Annotated in this window: 16 protein-coding genes; 9 read left to right on the plus strand and 7 right to left on the minus strand. The window is 60.6% G+C overall.

Annotation, left to right across the window (positions count from 1 at the left end; translation table 11 throughout):
* The first annotated feature begins 247 nt into the window (after positions 1-247).
* The 4 genes from C2E19_RS04525 to C2E19_RS04540 all read left to right on the plus strand — a co-directional run bounded on the left by C2E19_RS04525 (position 248) and on the right by C2E19_RS04540 (position 5,302).
* The gene (locus C2E19_RS04525; protein ID WP_129388630.1) at positions 248-1,525 is read left to right on the plus strand and encodes an acetyl-CoA C-acetyltransferase; all 1,278 of its coding nucleotides are present in this window, start codon (positions 248-250) and stop codon (positions 1,523-1,525) included.
* A 262-nt stretch (positions 1,526-1,787) separates the two neighbouring features.
* Positions 1,788-2,684 carry a PA4780 family RIO1-like protein kinase gene (locus C2E19_RS04530; RefSeq protein WP_129388633.1) on the plus strand — a complete coding sequence of 299 codons (897 nt, stop codon included), beginning with the start codon at positions 1,788-1,790 and terminating at the stop codon, positions 2,682-2,684.
* Between the two features lie 364 nt (positions 2,685-3,048).
* Positions 3,049-3,996, plus strand: a complete 948-nt coding sequence (locus C2E19_RS04535; RefSeq protein ID WP_129388636.1) for a transposase — start codon at positions 3,049-3,051, stop codon at positions 3,994-3,996.
* Positions 3,997-4,093: 97 nt separating this feature from the next.
* Complete coding sequence (locus C2E19_RS04540) at positions 4,094-5,302, plus strand: MFS transporter (RefSeq protein WP_129388639.1); 1,209 nt, start codon at positions 4,094-4,096, stop codon at positions 5,300-5,302.
* On the opposite strand, the gene cueR is transcribed toward C2E19_RS04540, so the two are convergent.
* From cueR to C2E19_RS04560, 3 genes are all read right to left on the minus strand, one after another.
* Entirely contained in the window at positions 5,256-5,669 is a 414-nt protein-coding gene (cueR, locus tag C2E19_RS04545; RefSeq protein ID WP_129388643.1) for a Cu(I)-responsive transcriptional regulator, read from the minus strand. The two genes, C2E19_RS04540 and cueR, sit on opposite strands and share 47 nt — an antisense overlap.
* Entirely contained in the window at positions 5,666-8,059 is a 2,394-nt protein-coding gene (gene cueA, locus C2E19_RS04550; RefSeq protein WP_129388647.1) for a copper resistance metal-translocating P1-type ATPase CueA, read from the minus strand. The genes cueR and cueA overlap by 4 nt, the downstream gene beginning before the upstream one ends.
* Positions 8,060-8,250: 191 nt before the next feature.
* Positions 8,251-8,634 (minus strand): hypothetical protein, encoded by a 384-nt coding sequence (locus C2E19_RS04560; protein WP_129388650.1) that lies wholly within the window; start codon positions 8,632-8,634, stop codon positions 8,251-8,253.
* Positions 8,635-8,782: 148 nt separating this feature from the next.
* On the opposite strand from C2E19_RS04560, the gene C2E19_RS04565 reads away from it, so the two are divergent.
* Entirely contained in the window at positions 8,783-8,980 is a 198-nt protein-coding gene (locus C2E19_RS04565; protein ID WP_129388653.1) for a cation transporter, read from the plus strand.
* Positions 8,981-9,144: 164 nt separating this feature from the next.
* Entirely contained in the window at positions 9,145-10,347 is a 1,203-nt protein-coding gene (locus C2E19_RS04570) for a multidrug effflux MFS transporter (protein WP_129388656.1), read from the plus strand.
* Positions 10,348-10,352: 5 nt separating this feature from the next.
* Here the strand turns inward: C2E19_RS04570 and C2E19_RS28940 are convergent, their stop codons facing one another.
* The 3 genes from C2E19_RS28940 to C2E19_RS04580 all read right to left on the minus strand — a co-directional run bounded on the left by C2E19_RS28940 (position 10,353) and on the right by C2E19_RS04580 (position 12,062).
* Complete coding sequence (locus C2E19_RS28940) at positions 10,353-10,526, minus strand: hypothetical protein (RefSeq protein ID WP_007914687.1); 174 nt, start codon at positions 10,524-10,526, stop codon at positions 10,353-10,355.
* 196 nt (positions 10,527-10,722) lie between these two features.
* Positions 10,723-11,736, minus strand: a complete 1,014-nt coding sequence (locus C2E19_RS04575; protein WP_129388659.1) for a zinc-binding alcohol dehydrogenase family protein — start codon at positions 11,734-11,736, stop codon at positions 10,723-10,725.
* Between the two features lie 32 nt (positions 11,737-11,768).
* Complete coding sequence (locus C2E19_RS04580) at positions 11,769-12,062, minus strand: putative quinol monooxygenase (protein ID WP_129388662.1); 294 nt, start codon at positions 12,060-12,062, stop codon at positions 11,769-11,771.
* A gap of 119 nt (positions 12,063-12,181) precedes the next feature.
* Between C2E19_RS04580 and C2E19_RS04585 the strand changes: the two genes are divergently transcribed.
* The 3 genes from C2E19_RS04585 to C2E19_RS04595 all read left to right on the plus strand — a co-directional run bounded on the left by C2E19_RS04585 (position 12,182) and on the right by C2E19_RS04595 (position 15,681).
* Positions 12,182-13,111 carry a LysR family transcriptional regulator gene (locus C2E19_RS04585; RefSeq protein ID WP_129388665.1) on the plus strand — a complete coding sequence of 310 codons (930 nt, stop codon included), beginning with the start codon at positions 12,182-12,184 and terminating at the stop codon, positions 13,109-13,111.
* A 316-nt stretch (positions 13,112-13,427) separates the two neighbouring features.
* Positions 13,428-14,159, plus strand: a complete 732-nt coding sequence (locus C2E19_RS04590; protein ID WP_129388668.1) for a helix-turn-helix transcriptional regulator — start codon at positions 13,428-13,430, stop codon at positions 14,157-14,159.
* A 142-nt stretch (positions 14,160-14,301) separates the two neighbouring features.
* Complete coding sequence (locus C2E19_RS04595) at positions 14,302-15,681, plus strand: MFS transporter (protein ID WP_129388671.1); 1,380 nt, start codon at positions 14,302-14,304, stop codon at positions 15,679-15,681.
* A gap of 109 nt (positions 15,682-15,790) precedes the next feature.
* Here the strand turns inward: C2E19_RS04595 and C2E19_RS04600 are convergent, their stop codons facing one another.
* Complete coding sequence (locus C2E19_RS04600) at positions 15,791-16,744, minus strand: adenosine deaminase (RefSeq protein ID WP_008082147.1); 954 nt, start codon at positions 16,742-16,744, stop codon at positions 15,791-15,793.
* Between the last annotated feature and the right edge of the window lie 11 nt (positions 16,745-16,755).

Raw genomic sequence — 16,755 nt, forward strand, 5'->3', positions numbered from 1 at the left:
GCAATAAGGCCTACGCTTGAACAGCAGAGTAGACCACCGACCCTGTGGGAGCGGATCTGTGGCGAGGGGATTTATCCCCGTTCGGCGGCGCAGCCGTCGCGTTCAAATCGCATCCGTTGTGCCTGATTTGTCGCGGATGCAGGTTTGGGGGCGGCTTCGCCACCCAACGGGGATAAATCCCCTCGCCACAAGATCCGCTCCCACAGGGCACGGCATTGAATTCGATCAATTTGAAAAGGAGTTATTCATGAGTCAGCTGCGCCGCGTCGCGATCATCGGTGGTAACCGTATCCCTTTCGCCCGCTCCAATGGGCCGTACGCCACCGCCAGCAATCAGGCGATGCTCACCGCCGCGCTTGAAGGCCTGATCGAACGCTACAACCTGCATGGCCAGCGCATCGGCGAAGTGGTGGCGGGTGCGGTGCTCAAATTGTCACGGGATATGAACCTGACCCGTGAATGCGTGCTCGGCTCGCGCCTGTCTCCCGTCACGCCGGCCTACGATATCCAGCAAGCCTGCGGCACGGGACTGGAAGCGGCGATCTTGGTCGCCAACAAGATTGCCCTCGGCCAGATCGATTGCGGTATTGCCGGCGGCGTCGACACCACCTCCGACGCGCCGATCAGCGTCAGCGAAGGCTTGCGCAAAATCCTCCTGCAAGCCAACCGCGCAAAAACCACCGGCGACAAACTGAAAACCTTCCTGCAACTGCGCCCGCAACACCTGATCCCGGAATTTCCGCGTAACGGCGAGCCGCGCACCGGTCTGTCGATGGGCCAACATTGCGAGCTGATGGCACAGACCTGGAATATTCCTCGCGAGGCACAGGATCAACTGGCGCTGGAAAGCCATCACCAACTCGCGGCGTCCTACAGCGAAGGCTGGCACAACGACCTGATGACCCCGTTCCTCGGCCTGACCCGCGACAACAATTTGCGCCCGGACCTGACCCTGGAAAAACTCGCCGCGCTGAAACCGGCCTTCGAGAAAAGTGCCAAAGGCACACTGACCGCTGGCAACTCCACGCCGCTGACGGACGGGGCTTCGGTGGTGCTGCTCGGCAGCGAGGAGTGGGCGAAGGAACGTGGTTTGCCGATCCTCGCGTATTTGCGTGACGGTGAGGCGGCGGCGGTGGACTTCGTCAACGGTGCCGAAGGCCTGCTGATGGCGCCGGTCTACGCAGTGCCACGGTTGCTGGCGCGCAACGGGCTGACCTTGCAGGATTTTGACTACTACGAAATCCACGAGGCATTTGCCGCCCAGGTGCTGTGCACGCTCAAGGCCTGGGAAGATCCCGAATATTGCAAAACCCGTTTGGGCCTGGATGCGCCACTGGGTTCGATCGACCGTAGCCGACTCAACGTCAAAGGCGGTTCCTTGGCGGCAGGCCATCCGTTTGCCGCGACGGGTGGGCGCATCGTCGCCAACCTGGCGAAATTGCTCGATGCTGCGGGCAAGGGCCGAGGCCTGATTTCGATCTGCGCCGCCGGCGGCCAAGGCGTTACCGCGATTATTGAACGCTGAAAGATCGCAGCCTGTGTTCCCGGTAGGAGCTGCCGCAGGCTGCGATCTTTTGATCTTGATGTCAGATTCTGTCGCAAATGCCCTTGACGGCCGATACCAACATTCAAGGCCGGCTCGGCTATGATTCGCTGCGGTCGATTTTTCGGCACAGTGTGTGCATTCACAGGTTCACAGGTCGGCAACCCCTCCCCGAGACGCGAGGATTGCCGTATAACGAGTGACATTCGCGTGTTTGGTAATAAAGGACCCACAATAAAAGCTGATGAAGACTCCAAAACGCATTGAACCCCTGATCGAGGACGGTCTGGTCGACGAAGTGCTGCGCCCACTGATGAGTGGTAAAGAAGCAGCTGTTTATGTGGTGCGCTGCGGCAATCAGTTACGTTGCGCAAAGGTCTACAAGGAGGCGAACAAACGTAGTTTCCGCCAGGCGGCCGAGTATCAGGAAGGCCGCAAGGTGCGCAATAGCCGACAGGCTCGGGCGATGGCCAAAGGCTCCAAGTTTGGTCGTAAAGAGACCGAGGATGCCTGGCAGAATGCCGAGGTCGCGGCGCTGTTCCGTCTGGCCGGTGCCGGTGTGCGGGTACCCAAACCGTACGACTTCCTCGACGGCGTGCTGTTGATGGAACTGGTGGCTGACGAATTCGGCGATGCCGCGCCGCGTCTGAACGACGTGGTGCTGGAGCCGGATCAGGCTCGTGAGTATCACGCGTTCCTGATATCGCAGATCGTGCTGATGTTGTGTACCGGTCTGGTGCACGGTGACCTTTCCGAGTTCAACGTGCTGCTGACCCCGACCGGCCCGGTGATTATCGACCTGCCGCAAGCGGTCGATGCTGCCGGCAACAACCACGCGTTCAGCATGCTCGAGCGTGACGTTGGCAACATGGCTTCGTATTTCGGTCGCTTTGCGCCGGAATTGAAGCTGACCAAATACGCGAAAGAAATGTGGGCGCTGTACGAAGCCGGCATCCTGCACCCGAACAGTGTGCTGACCGGCGAGTTCGATGATCCGGAAGACCTGGCCGATGTTGGCGGGGTGTTGCGCGAGATCGAAGCGGCGCGGCTGGACGAGGAACGCAAACAGGCGATCCGCGCGGCAGACGACGAGCCGAAAGGCAAGTCCGACGAACCGCCGCCGCCACCGTGGATGCAGTGATCGCATGATGAGAAACCCGGCTTCGGCCGGGTTTTTTGTGCCCTGCAGTTCTCCAGAGATCACCAAAAAAACCTGTGGAAGCTGGCTTGCCAGCGAAAGGGCCATTACAGGCAACACATCTTCTCAGGCTGAACCACCGCTATCGCTGGCAAGCCAGCTTGTATGCTGGGACTTGAAGGGAGGAGGAGGGACAAAGCCAGATTCTGACTGTTGACGCAGTACAGATCCGTGGGAGATTTCGCCCCTCCTCCTTTCACCCAAGCGCCGATAAAGAATGCATCTGGCCAGGACCGACGATAGGAACAAGCCTGCGCCCCTGGGTGAGCCCTTCAAGTGTTCAAAACCATATCTCGGGGGATGTTCAATGGCAATGCCGGTTTCTGTCGTAAAGCCTATTGTGGGCGTGGATGTCGCCAAGAATGAACTGGTCATCTATCAGGCCGAGCTGGATCTGCTCGAGACTATTTCCAATGACAAGACAGCCATCAAAAAATGGCTGAAAGCCTTGCCTGCACCTGTTGATTTGGCTATCGAATCGACCAACATCTATCACCTGGCGTTCGCCGATCTGGCCCATGAAGCCGGGTGCACGATTTACATGGTCGATGGCTACGCGTTGAGTCATTACCGAATAGGGGTGAAAGTTCGCGCCAAAACCGATGCGCTGGACGCCAAGCTGCTCGCTCGTTATCTAAAAAACGAATACGAAGAGCTTCATCCTTGGATCCCGCCATCGCCTTTATATCGCCGCCTTCTGAGCCTTTTCCGCCGTCGTGCAGCGCTGGTTCAGGCACGGGTTGGTCTGGTGCAAAGCTGGGCGAATGAACCGCTGCTCAAAAGCGCGTTTGCTGAGCAAGTGGCCTCAATGCAGAGGCTCGAAACATTGGTCGAGAAGATGATCAACGATCAATTAAAAGAGGCTGGGCTGCTCGCAGATCTGAAGCGCTGCACAAAAGTTGAAGGTATTGGTTTTTTGACCGGAGCCCGTTTGATCGCAACATTTCAGCGGGGCGACTTCAAAAACGCGGATGCATTTATTGCGTTTTTGGGGATGGATTTGCGCGTGTCGCAGTCAGGACAAAAGGACGGTCGCCGGAGCCTGACCAAACGCGGAGACCCAGAGGCCCGGCGACTGCTCCATAACGCAGCCATGTCGGCCAGCCGTACACCGGCTTGGAAAAGCTTCTACGAGGAGCAAAGAAACCGTGGGTTCAGTACGACACAGGCGCTGGTGATATTGGCTCGCAAGCTTGCGCGAGTCGTATTCGCGCTGCTGAAGGGGCAAAGCGAATACCAGCCGAAGGGAGGTTGAGGGCTTCCCCTCAACCATAGAATCTCCCACAGGGGTAGTGGTGTTGCTGAAAGTTGTGTGGGAATCTGACTGACCTCCGCACACTCAAGGACTGAATGTGAGCACCCCGCGCAACACCCAACTGATCGTCACCGCCCGACTGATCTCCGACTTCGGCGCCTTCCTCAACATGGTCGCGCTAGCCACTTACGTCTACCTGCTGAGCAACAGCGCCATGAGCGTCGGGATTTTTCTCGCCAGCCGCGTGGGTGGGGGGATTTTTGCCAGCCTGATCGGCACCGCGTTTTACCGCCGCTGGGGTGGGCGAGTGCCGTTGATTGCCTTCGATCTGCTGCGGGCGGGCCTGCTCGGTTTGCTGCTGGTCGTGCCTGTCGCACAACAGGCGATTTTCTTGCCGGTGGTTGCCTTTGGGCTAGGTCTGGGCAATTCGATGTTCGCTATCGGCCTCAACAGCCAGTTGCCGCGTCTGATCCCCAGCGATCAATTGCTCAAGGCCAACGCCTGGATCACCTCGGCCTCTTCAGCGGCGATGGTCGGTGGCAGCCTGGTGTCCGGTTTGCTGGTGGCCGGTTTTGGATTTGAAACGGTGTTCGCCCTGAATGCGCTGACTTACTTGCTGGCCGCGTTGCTGATCGTGCCGCTGCGTTTCGAAAAAACCAGTGTCGACGAACAACCTGAGCGCGGCGAATGGTCAGCACTCCAGCAGGGCTTACGCAGTGCGCCAGTAATTGCCGCCATGCTCGCCGTGACGATGGCCGATACCTTGGGCAGCGCCGCACACAACGTTGGTTTTCCGATTATTTCCAAACTGCTCACGCCTGATTCTGCGAGCACCACGCTGGGTCTGATGCTGGCGGTATGGGCCAGCGGCAAATTGCTCGGCGCTCGGATCGCCAGTCGCCTCAAACGCTCGGACAACAGCGATCTGGAGCGCCGCTATTTTCTCGGCGTGGCACTGATGTCCTGCGGTTTCATCCTGATGTTCCAGCAGCACAGTCTTTACGGACTGCTGCTGTTTTCACTGCCGGCGGGTTTGGGCGATGGCATTTCCGAAGTCAGCCTAATGTCGCGCCTGCAGCGCGAACCGGAACAACTACGTCTGCCGATTTTCAGTTTCCTGACCCTGCTGCAAATGAGCGGCTTCGGCATCGGCATGCTGATCGCCGCGCCGTTTTATGCCTGGTGGACGCCGGGTGCCGTGGTCATGCTGTTCCACGGCATTCCCCTCGGCACGTTGCTCGCAGTGAAGCTGTTGGCACTCAGGCGCGAGCGGGTTGCGCGCAGCAGCCCGACGCCAGTTCCTTGAGGATCGGGCAATCGGGGCGGTGGTCGCCATTGCAGTGCTCGACCAGGTCTTGCAGGGTGTCGCGCAGCTCACCGAGTTCACGGATCTTCTGATTCAGTTCGTCGATGTGCTGGCGCGCCAACGCCTTCACATCGGCGCTGGCGCGCTGGCGATCCTGCCAGAGGGTCAGCAGTTTGCCGACTTCTTCGAGGGAAAATCCCAAGTCGCGCGAACGCTTGATAAACGCCAGCGTGTGCAGGTCGTCATCGCCGTAGATCCGGTAACCACTGTCGGTTCGATGGGCTGCTTTGAGCAAGCCGATCGACTCGTAGTAGCGGATCATTTTTGCGCTCAGGCCACTTTGCTTGGCCGCTTGACCGATGTTCATCGGTGCTCCTCCAGATCCTTGGGTTTCCAGGTTTTCAACAGTAGCGCATTGCTCACCACGCTGACGCTCGACAGCGCCATCGCCGCCCCGGCGAGTACCGGGTTGAGGAAACCGAACGCCGCCAGCGGAATACCGATCAGGTTGTAGACGAACGCCCAGAACAGGTTCTGGCGGATCTTCGCGTAGGTCTTGCGGCTGATTTCCAGCGCCGCCGGCACCAGCCGTGGATCGCCGCGCATCAGGGTGATGCCGGCCGCGTGCATGGCGACGTCGGTGCCGCCGCCCATGGCGATGCCGATGTCTGCCGCCGCGAGCGCCGGGGCATCGTTGATGCCATCGCCGACCATGGCGACCACGCCGGTTTTTTTCAGCTCGGCGACGGTCGCGGCTTTGTCTGCCGGGAGGACTTCGGCGTGAACATCGCTGATGCCCAGCGCCTCGGCGACCACGCGAGCGCTGCCACGGTTGTCACCGGTCAGCAGATGACTGTGGATATTTTGTGCGGCGAGTTGCTGCACGGCTTCCAGCGCGCCGGGTTTCAAGGTGTCGCCGAAGGCGAACAAGCCGAGCACCTGCGGTTGAGGACTTTGCTCGATCAACCATGACAGGGTGCGGCCTTCGGCTTCCCAGGCTTGAGCGGATTCGCTCAGGTTGCCGGCGCTCAAACCGTTTTCTTCGAGCATCCGCCGATTGCCCAGCGCCAGACGCCTGCCATCAAGAGTACCGGCGATACCGCGACCGGTCAGCGACTGGCTGTCGCTGACATCGGGCACGTTCAGATCGCGTTCGGCGGCGGCATCCAGCACCGCTTTCGCCAGTGGGTGTTCGCTGCCGCGTTGCAGCGCACCGGCCAGTTTCAGCAGGGTGTTTTCATCACCGTCGACCGCGCTGAAATGCGCGATGCGCGGCGTGCCGGAGGTCAGCGTGCCGGTCTTGTCGAACACCACGCTACTGACTTCATGAGCCCGTTCCAGCGCTTCGGCATCCTTGATCAGAATGCCGTGGCGCGCAGCGACGCCGGTGCCGGCCATGATTGCTGTCGGGGTGGCAAGGCCGAGCGCGCACGGGCAGGCGATCACCAATACGGCGACGGCGTTGATCAACGCGGTTTCCAGCGGCGCGCCGTACAGCCACCAGCCAATCAGCGTGGCCAGCGCGAGAACCAACACGGTCGGCACGAACACCTGGCTGACTTTATCCACCAGTTTCTGAATCGGCGCTTTCGCCGCTTGTGCGTCTTCGACCAGACGAATGATCCGCGCCAATACGGTTTCCGCGCCGAGCGCCTGAGTGCGTACCAGCAAACGGCCTTCGCCATTGATGGCGCCGCCGGTGACCTTGTCGCCTGGTTGTTTTGGCACGGGCAGGCTTTCACCGCTGATCAACGCTTCGTCGGCGTGGCTCTGGCCTTCGATGACTTCGCCATCGACCGGGAAACGTTCGCCGGGTTTGACCAGCACCAGATCGTTGAGGCGCAGGGCGCTGATCGCGACATCCTGCTCACGGCCGTCGATCACCTGAATCGCGCGCTCCGGGCGCAAGGCTTCGAGGGCGCGGATGGCGCTGGCGGTCTGGCGTTTGGCGCGGCTCTCGAGGTATTTGCCGAGCAACACCAGAGCGATGACCACCGCCGACGCTTCGAAATACAGATGCGGCATGCGCCCGGCGGCGGTGGCCCATTCATACAGGCTCAAGCCGTATCCGGCGCTGGTGCCGAGGGCGACGAGCAAGTCCATGTTGCCGGCGCCGGAACGCACGGCTTTCCACGCAGCGACATAAAAGCGCGCACCGAAAATGAATTGCACCGGCGTGGCGAGGGCGAATTGCGCCCAGGCCGGGAGCATCCAGTGAATGCCGAACGGTTGCAGCAACATCGGCGCTACCAGTGGCAAAGCGAGGACGATCGCGCAGATCAATGCCCAACGCTCATGCTTGAGACGCCGTTGCTGATTGTCGGTTTGTGGGTGTTCGGCCTGCCAGACGCTGGCCGAGTAGCCGGCCTTGCTCACCGCGTCGAGCAGGGTTTGTGAATCGACCTGACCGAGCAATTCGAGGTGCGCGCGTTCGTTGGCCAGATTGACGCTGACGCTTTTCACCCCGGGGACTTTATGCAGGGCACGCTCGACGCGACCGACGCAGGAGGCGCAGGTCATGCCGTCGATATTCAATTCAAGGCTCTGTTGCGGGACTGTGTAACCGGCGCGTTCAACCGCCTCCATCAACGCTGGCAAGCTATCGCCGGGCGCTTGCACGCGGGCCTGCTCGGTGGCGAGATTGACGCTGACGGCACTGGCACCGCTGACTTTGCTCAAGGCCCGTTCGACACGCCCGGCGCAACTGGCGCAGGTCATGCCGGCAATCGGCAGATCGAAAGTGATGGATTCGGACATCGGTCACGCTCCCTGTAGAAGATGCCTACAGGATCAACCTTGCCATGCGGGCAAGGTCAAGTGTCATTATTTGACGTGCCGCAGATCAAATGTGGGAGCGGGCTTGCTCGCGAAGGCGTCGTATCAGTCACCATCATCGCTGAATGACACACCGCTTTCGCGAGCAAGCCCGCTCCCACAATTTGGATTGCTTAATATTCGAGATCGGCGCGCTTCAGATAGACGCCTTCCGAATTCATCGCCAACCGATACTTCAACACGTCACCGGCATGCAGTTTGATCTCCTGCGAACCCGGCGCGAGCATGCCCGGGTTGCAACCGGCAACCTGGCCCGGCAGCAACTTCAAGCGCAGCGACACCGTGCCCGGTGGCAGGTTGAAGGAAATACTCTGCTCCTGCAGCAGCCGCGCCGAGAGCTGATCCTGGATGTACACGCCGATCTCGCAGGAGGTCGACACTTCCAGGCGCTCGCGGGAAATGATCAGCACTGCGTAATCCTCGCCGGCAGCTTGCGCTTGAGGGAGGGCGGTAAAAAGGCTGAGAAAGCCAAACAGGCTGAAAACTGACCAGCGCATGGCTGAATCTCCTGAATTGAAGTCATTGATGTACGCAGCTTGGCCGAGCGCGGCGCCGATTGCCAGCCCGGCAGTTTATTCAAGAACTTGACCTTGCCATCGTGGCAAGCTCGAGACTGCCGGTAACCCCACTCAACGGAGTCATTCCATGCAAGTGTTCAATGTTCAGGGCATGTCTTGTGGTCACTGTGTCAAAGCCATCACTAACGCGGTGCAGGTCAAAGATCCGGCGGCCAGCGTGCGGGTCGATCTGGCGGCGAAAGAGGTCGGCGTGGAAAGTGCACTGAGTGCCGAGCAGGTGATTGAGGTCATCAGCGACGAGGGCTACGCCGTCAAACTCGCCTAGAAGCAAAAGATCGCAGCCTTCGGCAGCTCCTGCACTGAATAATGTAGGAGCTGCCGAAGGCTGCGATCTTTTGCCGTTTTTATAGTTAGCGAGCTATCGGAATGTTCAAGGCGTCCGGGCGCAGCTAGACTGTCGGGCTGCCGACTTGCCTACCTGGATGCCTGATGAACTTCCGTACCATTTTGATTCTCGGTGCCTTGACCGCCTTCGGGCCCTTGGCGATCGACTTCTATCTGCCTGCTTTTCCCTCGATGGCGCTGGCCTTCGGCACCGATGAGAAACACGTGCAGATGACCCTGGCGGCGTATTTCGCTGGCCTGTCCATCGGTCAGCTGGCTTACGGCCCGGTGGCGGATCGCTTTGGTCGGCGGATTCCGCTGCTCGTCGGGCTGACGCTGTTCACCCTGGCTTCACTGGCCTGCGCCTATGCGCCGAATCTGCAATGGCTGATCGGCGCGCGCTTCGTTCAAGCGCTGGGTGGTTGCGCAGGGATGGTGATCTCGCGGGCGGTGGTCAGTGACAAATGCGACGCAGTGGGCTCGGCAAAAGTCTTCTCGCAACTGATGCTGGTGATGGGCCTGGCGCCGATTCTGGCACCGATGCTCGGCGGCCTGCTGGTCAACACCACCGGCTGGCAGTCGATTTTCCTCGTGTTGACCGGGTTCAGCGCACTGGCTGGCCTCGCGGTAGCGCTGGGCTTGCCGGAAAGTATGCCGGCGCATATGCCGCGCCAGCCGTTGTCCGGCGCACTGCGCCAGTACGGGCGCCTGCTCAAGGATCGGGTCTACCTCGGCCATGCCCTGACCGGCGGCATCGCCATCGCCGGGATGTTCGCCTACATCGCCGGCTCGCCGTTCATTTTCATCAAACTGTACGGCGTTCCGGCCGAGCACTTCGGCTGGCTGTTCGGCACCAACGCGGCGGGTTTCATTCTGGTCGCGCAGGTCAATGCACGGTTGCTGGCCAAGCGTGGCCCGGCGTTCCTGCTGTCGCGGGCGGTCTGGGTTTATCTGGCGGCGGGGCTGACCTTGCTGGCCGTCAGCGCCTTGCACACGGAATCCTTGTGGCCGTTGCTGATCCCGTTGTTCATCTGTGTTTCCAGCCTGGGCTGCATCAGCCCGAATGCGGCGGCTTGCGCAATGAACGGGCAGGGCGGGCGCGCCGGCAGTGCTTCGGCGTTGCTCGGCTGCATGCAGTTCAGCGTCGCCGCCGGCGCTTCAGCGCTGGTCGGCGTGTTGCACGACGGCACGGCGGTGCCGATGGCCATCGTCATCAGCTTGTGTGGTGTGCTGGTGGTGAGCGTCGCGTTGCTCACCCGGCGTTTGCAAAATGCCCGGGCGCTGGCGCAGGCGCAAGCTGAGGTCTAGAAAACTCAGCCGGCAGCGCGTTGCTGGCTGCGGTCGGGAATCTGGTGGGGCGCGCAGAGTCGCGCTTCGAGGGTGCGGGTGAAGGCCAGTGCTTCGGCTTCACTGCGGAATGTCACGGCGTGCTGGTCGAGACGAACCTGCCATTGAGACTTTGCCACTTCTTTTATCAGGATCTTCATTGCTGACCTCCCTTGCGTAAAAGATGTATCGCAGAGGCTTCGATTGTAGTCCTGAATACGATCGCAATTGTGACAAGGATCAGCCATCTGACTGACGGCAAAGATCGCAGCCTGCGGCAGCTCCTACACGGCCGCGCCCGTTTACACCGGAGTCTGCTCCGGTGTAGGAGCTGCCGAAGGCTGCGATCTTTTGATCTTAGAAACTTTCTAAAACAATTTTCCCCTTGGCCTTGCCACTCTCCAGCAACTCATGCGCCCGACGCAGATTCGCCGCATTGATCACACCGAAATGCTCACCCACCGTGGTCTTCAACGTCCCCGCATCAATCAGCTCCGCGACACGATTAAGCAGCTTGTGCTGCTCGATCATGTCCGGGGTCTCGAACAGCGAGCGGGTGTACATGAACTCCCAGTGCAACGACAGGCTCTTGCGCTTGAGCTTGCTCACGTCGAGCGACTTAGGATCATCGATCAACGCCAGTTTGCCTTGCGGCGCGAGCGCCTCGACCAGTTGATCCAGATGCTGATCGGTCTGGGTCAGGCTGGCGACGTGAGTCACCTGGTCGATGCCAGCGCGCTTGAGCTCTTCACTCAACGGCTGGCTGTGATCGATCACCAGATCCGCGCCCAGTTCCTTGACCCAATCGCGGGTCTGCTCGCGGGAAGCGGTGCCAATGACCTTCAGCCCGGTCAACTGCTTGGCCAATTGCGTGAGGATCGAACCCACCCCGCCGGCCGCGCCAACGATCAACAGGCTCTGGCCTTCAGCGGTTTTGCCTTCGCGGATTTGCAGGCGCTCGAACAACAACTCCCAGGCCGTGATCGCGGTCAGCGGCAGGGCGGCGGCTTCGGCGAAACCGAGGGATTTCGGCATATGGCCGACGATGCGTTCATCAACCGTGTGCAGTTCACTGTTGCCGCCAGCGCGGGCGATGGAGCCGGCGTAGAAGACTTTGTCGCCGGCCTTGAACAATGTCACTTCGCTGCCGACTGCCTTGACCACACCGGCAACGTCCCAGCCCAGCACTTTCGCGGCACCGTTTTCCGGCGCCACGTTCTGCCGCACTTTGGTGTCGACCGGGTTGACCGAAATCGCTTTGACTTCCACCAACAGGTCGCGCGGGCCGGCGACCGGCTCTGGCAACTCGATGTCTTGCAGGGCTTTGGCGTCGCTGATTGGCAGGGATGCGTAATAGGCGATGGCTTTCATGAAGGGCTCCGTACAGGTAATGGAAGAAGGAATCAGGCAATCGCGCCGAGGCGCTTGAGCTGGAAGTGTTCGATGGTCTGGCCGGCAGTGGCCTGGAAGTGCAAAAAGTGCACGCTGGCGTTGTGCGCCTGGAGGATCTCCTCACTGGCCCAGTGTTCGATCACGTAGAAAACCTGCGGATCGGTGAGATCGCGATGCAGGTCGTACTGGCTGCAACCGTCCTCGGCACGGCTCGGTGCAACCAGTGCGCGCAGGCCTTGTTCGAGAAGATCCTGCTGGCCGGGTTTGGCAATCAGGGTAGCGATAGCGGTGAATGGCTGGGACATGTTCGGCTCCAGAGCAGCGGGTTGAATTCGATGGACAGATGATTGGCTATTTCTCTGCAAGATAAAACCGGCTAAAAGAGCACTCTCTTTCAATATTTTTTTGATAATCGAGGCTGAGAATGCTGCGTTTCGATGACTTGCAGTTGTTTGTCCGCGCCGCGGATCTGGGCAGTCTGTCGGCGGCTGCGCGAGTAATGGACATGTCCGCCGCCGTGGCCAGCGCGGCGCTCAAGCGTATCGAACAGCAACTCGGCGCACGCTTGCTCGCCCGTTCGACGCGCAGCCTGCGCCTGACGGCCGAGGGGGAAGGTTTTCTCGAGTACGCGCGGGCAGCATTGAGCAATCTCGATGAAGGCCGGCGCCTGCTCGCCAGCGGGCAGGATCAGGTCAGTGGGGTCTTGCAGCTGTCGGCGCCTTCGGATTTCGGGCGCAATCTGTTGCTGCCGTGGCTCGACGAGTTTCAGCGCGAACATCCGAAACTGACGGTGCGCCTGCTGCTCGGTGACCGCATCGCCGATCTGTTTCGCCAGCCGGTGGATATCGCCTTGCGCTATGGCGAGCCGGAAGACTCGAGCCTGGTCGCCCTGCCGATCGCCCCGGACAACCGCCGCGTGCTCTGCGCCGCCCCGGCCTACCTGGCCCGGCACGGCGAACCGCATCAGCTCGAACAACTGGCCCAGCACAACTGCCTGTTGTACATGCTCGGCAGTCGGGTCCACGACCATTGGAGTTTTCATGACGGCAAACGCGAGGTCGGTCTGACCGTAAGCGGCGACCGCTTCAGTGATGACGCCGACGTCGTGCGCTTATGGGCGGTGGCCGGCGCCGGGATTGCCTATAAATCCTGGCTCGACGTGGGCGCCGATGTGCTGGCGGGCCGGCTCAAGGTGTTGATGCCGGAGCTGCTGTGCGAGCGCGCTCCGCTGAATTTGCTGTGCGCACATCGCGCACAATTGAGTAAGCCAGTGAACCTGTTGAGGGAAATGCTTGCCAGCCGATGCGCTGAATTGAGTAGTCAATTTCCCGGTTTCTCGAAACTTGATCATTAGTCGCAGTTAAATAGAGAAATTTCTGTCAGGAACAATCACCACCCGCGCAGGCGACGGCGCGGGACGGAGCGTGCATCCCGCTTATACTAGTGCCCGCCTCATGCCAGTACCGAAACCCCGGTGCGGACACCGTCAGACTAAGCGGGTCCTGTTCAAATCAGGGCAGCGCAAGGCCGCGACGTCGGTGCCGGGAGGTGTTGTGCCAAGGGTCTGCATTGCCCCGGCACGTGGCGTTTTTCGCGTCTTGGCCGCCGACCCATTACTGGTCAAGATGTCTGCGAGCAGTAGACGATACGATTCCACAGGGAGTGAATACATGGAACATGCACCTTGCATCAGCCAGATCGCCACGTTGCTGGCCGACCCCAAGCGCAGCGCGATGATGTGGGCGTTGATGGATGGTTCGGCCCGGCAAACCGAGGAACTTGCGCTACTGGCAGGGCTGTCACCGTCGTCGGCCAGCGCGCATCTGGCGCGGTTGTCCACGGGCGGTCTGCTAAAGGTCGAAGTCCGTGGTCGCAAGCGTTTTTTCCGTCTCTCGGCACCGGAGGTCGGTGCGGCGATAGAAGCCCTGGCCAGCGCGACCATCGCCAGCACCCCGCGAGAAATACCCGAGGTGTTCAAGCGCTCCACGCCCATGGCGAAACCGCAGGCCGCGCCCTCGTCGTTGTTGCGCGCGCGCTTTTGCGACGACCATCTGGGCGGAACGCTGGCTGCCGATCTTTATCAGCGACTGCTCGATGCCGGCTGGATCGAACAGTTTGACCAGCGCGTGGTTGTGACTCACAAAGGCGCGAAGCAATTGGCCGGACGCGGGGTGTTCATCCAGGCGCTGGCCCATCGCAATGTGCAAGTGGCCTGCGCGTGCCCCGACTGGAGCGAACGCCGACCGCACATGGGCGGTTCACTTGGGGCGGCGCTGTTGCAGTTGTTCATGCAGTCCGGCTGGCTGACCTTGCCGAATGACTCAAGAGCCCTGCAATTGTCGGCCACAGGCGAACGCGAATTGCTGCGCTTCGCCAAGGAAACCGCGCTGCAAATGGCGTAGTAGAGCCGCGCGTTAACAACGTTCGTGGCTGGCTCGATGCTGCTGACGTCGTCTACGGCTGCGAACAGGTCGCATCCAGCACGAACGCAGGGTCGCTATCGCGCACACTCGATCCGGGGACATTTCGGATGGGGGAGGCGGCATGGACACTCACGGCTTCAGCGCGGCAGAACGCTTGGAACGACTGCCGATCAGCGGTTATCACCGGATCATTTTCATCATCATTGCCTTGGCGTTTTTCTTCGACTCCATGGACCTGGCGATGATGACGTTCCTGCTCGGCTCGATCAAAGCCGAGTTCGGCCTGAGCAGCGCCCAGGCTGGGCTGCTCGCCAGCTCGAGTTTTTTCGGCATGGTGCTGGGGGCTTCGTTGTCCGGCATGCTCGCCGACCGTTTCGGGCGCAAACCGGTGTTCCAGTGGAGCATCGTCCTGTGGGGCGTGGCCAGTTACCTGTGCTCTACGGCGCAAACGGTCGAGGCTCTGACACTGTTCCGCATTCTGTTGGGGATCGGCATGGGCATGGAGTTTCCCATCGCGCAGTCGATGCTGTCCGAGTTGATTCCCGCCCGGCGACGCGGGCGCTACATCGCCTTGATGGATGGCTTCTGGCCGTTGGGTTTTGTCGCGGCGGGGGTGCTGTCGTATTTCCTGCTGCCGCTAATTGGCTGGCGTGACATCTTTCTCGTATTGGCGGTGCCGGCGGTGTTTGTCCTGGCGATCCGTTTCTTCATTCCCGAATCTCCGCGCTGGCTCGAGCAGGCCGGGAGAGATGACGCGGCGGACAAGGTGTTGAGCGGCATCGAAGCGCGGGTGCGTGCTTCGATGGGCGGTGCGGCGCTGCCGGAACCGATTCGCTTGCCGCGTACGGTAACGCCGCCGGGTCATTTCTTTTCGGCGCTCAAGCAGATCTGGTCGCCGCAGTATCGTCAGCGCACAACGATGATCTGGAGTCTGTGGTTCTTCGCGCTGCTCGGTTTTTATGGGCTGACGTCATGGCTGAGTGCGTTGCTGCAACAGTCGGGTTTTGCCGTGACGCAGTCGGTGTATTACACGGTGCTGATTTCGCTGGGCGGGATTCCCGGGTTTCTGATGGCGGCGTGGCTGGTCGAGCGCTGGGGCCGTAAACCGGTGTGCATCGTCACCTTGCTCGGTGGCGGGGTGATGGCGTTTCTGTATGGGCAGAGTGCTGTGTTCGGCGGCAACGTCGCGCTGCTGATCAGCACGGGATTGCTCATGCAGTTCTTTTTGTTCGGCATGTGGGCGGTGCTCTACACCTACACGCCGGAGTTGTATCCGACTTCGGCGCGCGCGACGGGCTCGGGGTTTGCCTCGGCCATTGGCCGCGTCGGTTCGTTGCTCGGGCCGTTGGTGACCGGGCTGGTGTTTCCGATTACCGGGCAGGGCGGGGTGTTTGCGCTGGGGGCGGCGTGCTTTGCGATTGCGGCGGGGGTGGTGTGGCTGTTCGGGATGGAGACCCGGGGTAAAACCCTCGAAGAGCTGACCGAGTCGACACAGATGTAAATGTGGGAGCGAGCCTGCTCGCGAAAGCCGAGTGTCATTAAACGACAATGTTAACTGACACGCCCTCTTCGCGAGCAGGCTCGCTCCCACATGGGTACTTCGCTGTTGCTTAAGGTTTTACCAGGCGCGCATCGAGGCTGTTTTGCGCCAGGCGCTTGGCCTGATCCTGGGTCATGCCCAAATGTTCATGCAGCGCGTAGAAGTTCTCGGTCACGTAACCACCGAAGTACGCCGGGTCATCGGAGTTCACCGTGACCTTCACGCCACGCTCGAGCATGTCGAGAATGTTGTGCTGCGACATGTGATCGAACACGCAAAGTTTGGTGTTGGACAACGGGCACACGGTCAGCGGGATCTGCTCGTCGATGATCCGCTGCATCAGGCGCTCGTCTTCGATGGCGCGTACGCCATGGTCGATGCGCTGGATTTTCAGCAGGTCGATGGCTTCCCAGATGTACTCCGGTGGGCCTTCTTCACCAGCGTGGGCAACGGTCAGGAAGCCTTCGTGACGGGCACGATCGAACACGCGCTGGAACTTGCTCGGCGGGTGGCCCATCTCGGAACTGTCGAGACCGACAGCGACAAACGCGTCACGGAACGGCAGCGCCTGATCGAGGGTTTTCTCGGCTTCTTCTTCGCTCAAGTGGCGCAGGAAACTGAGGATCAAACCGCTGGTGATGCCCAGTTGCTGCTCGCCATCCTTCAGTGCCGCCGCGATGCCGTTGAGCACCACTTCAAACGGGATGCCCCGGTCGGTGTGGGTCTGCGGGTCGAAGAACGGTTCAGTGTGAATCACGTTCTGTGCCTTGCAGCGCAGCAGGTACGCCCAGGTCAGGTCATAGAAATCCTGCGAGGTACGCAGTACATCGGCGCCCTGGTAATACAGGTCGAGGAATTCCTGCAGGTTGTTGAAGGCGTAAGCCTTGCGCAGGGTTTCCACGTCGTTCCACGGCAGGGCGATCTTGTTGCGTTCGGCCAGGGCGAACAGCAGCTCGGGCTCCAGCGAGCCTTCCAGATGCAGGTGCAGTTCAGCCTTGGGCAAGGCGTTGAGCCAGTCGTACATATTCTTTTCTC

The sequence above is a fragment of the Pseudomonas sp. DTU12.3 genome, from assembly GCF_004124275.1.
Lineage (GTDB): Bacteria > Pseudomonadota > Gammaproteobacteria > Pseudomonadales > Pseudomonadaceae > Aquipseudomonas > Aquipseudomonas helmanticensis.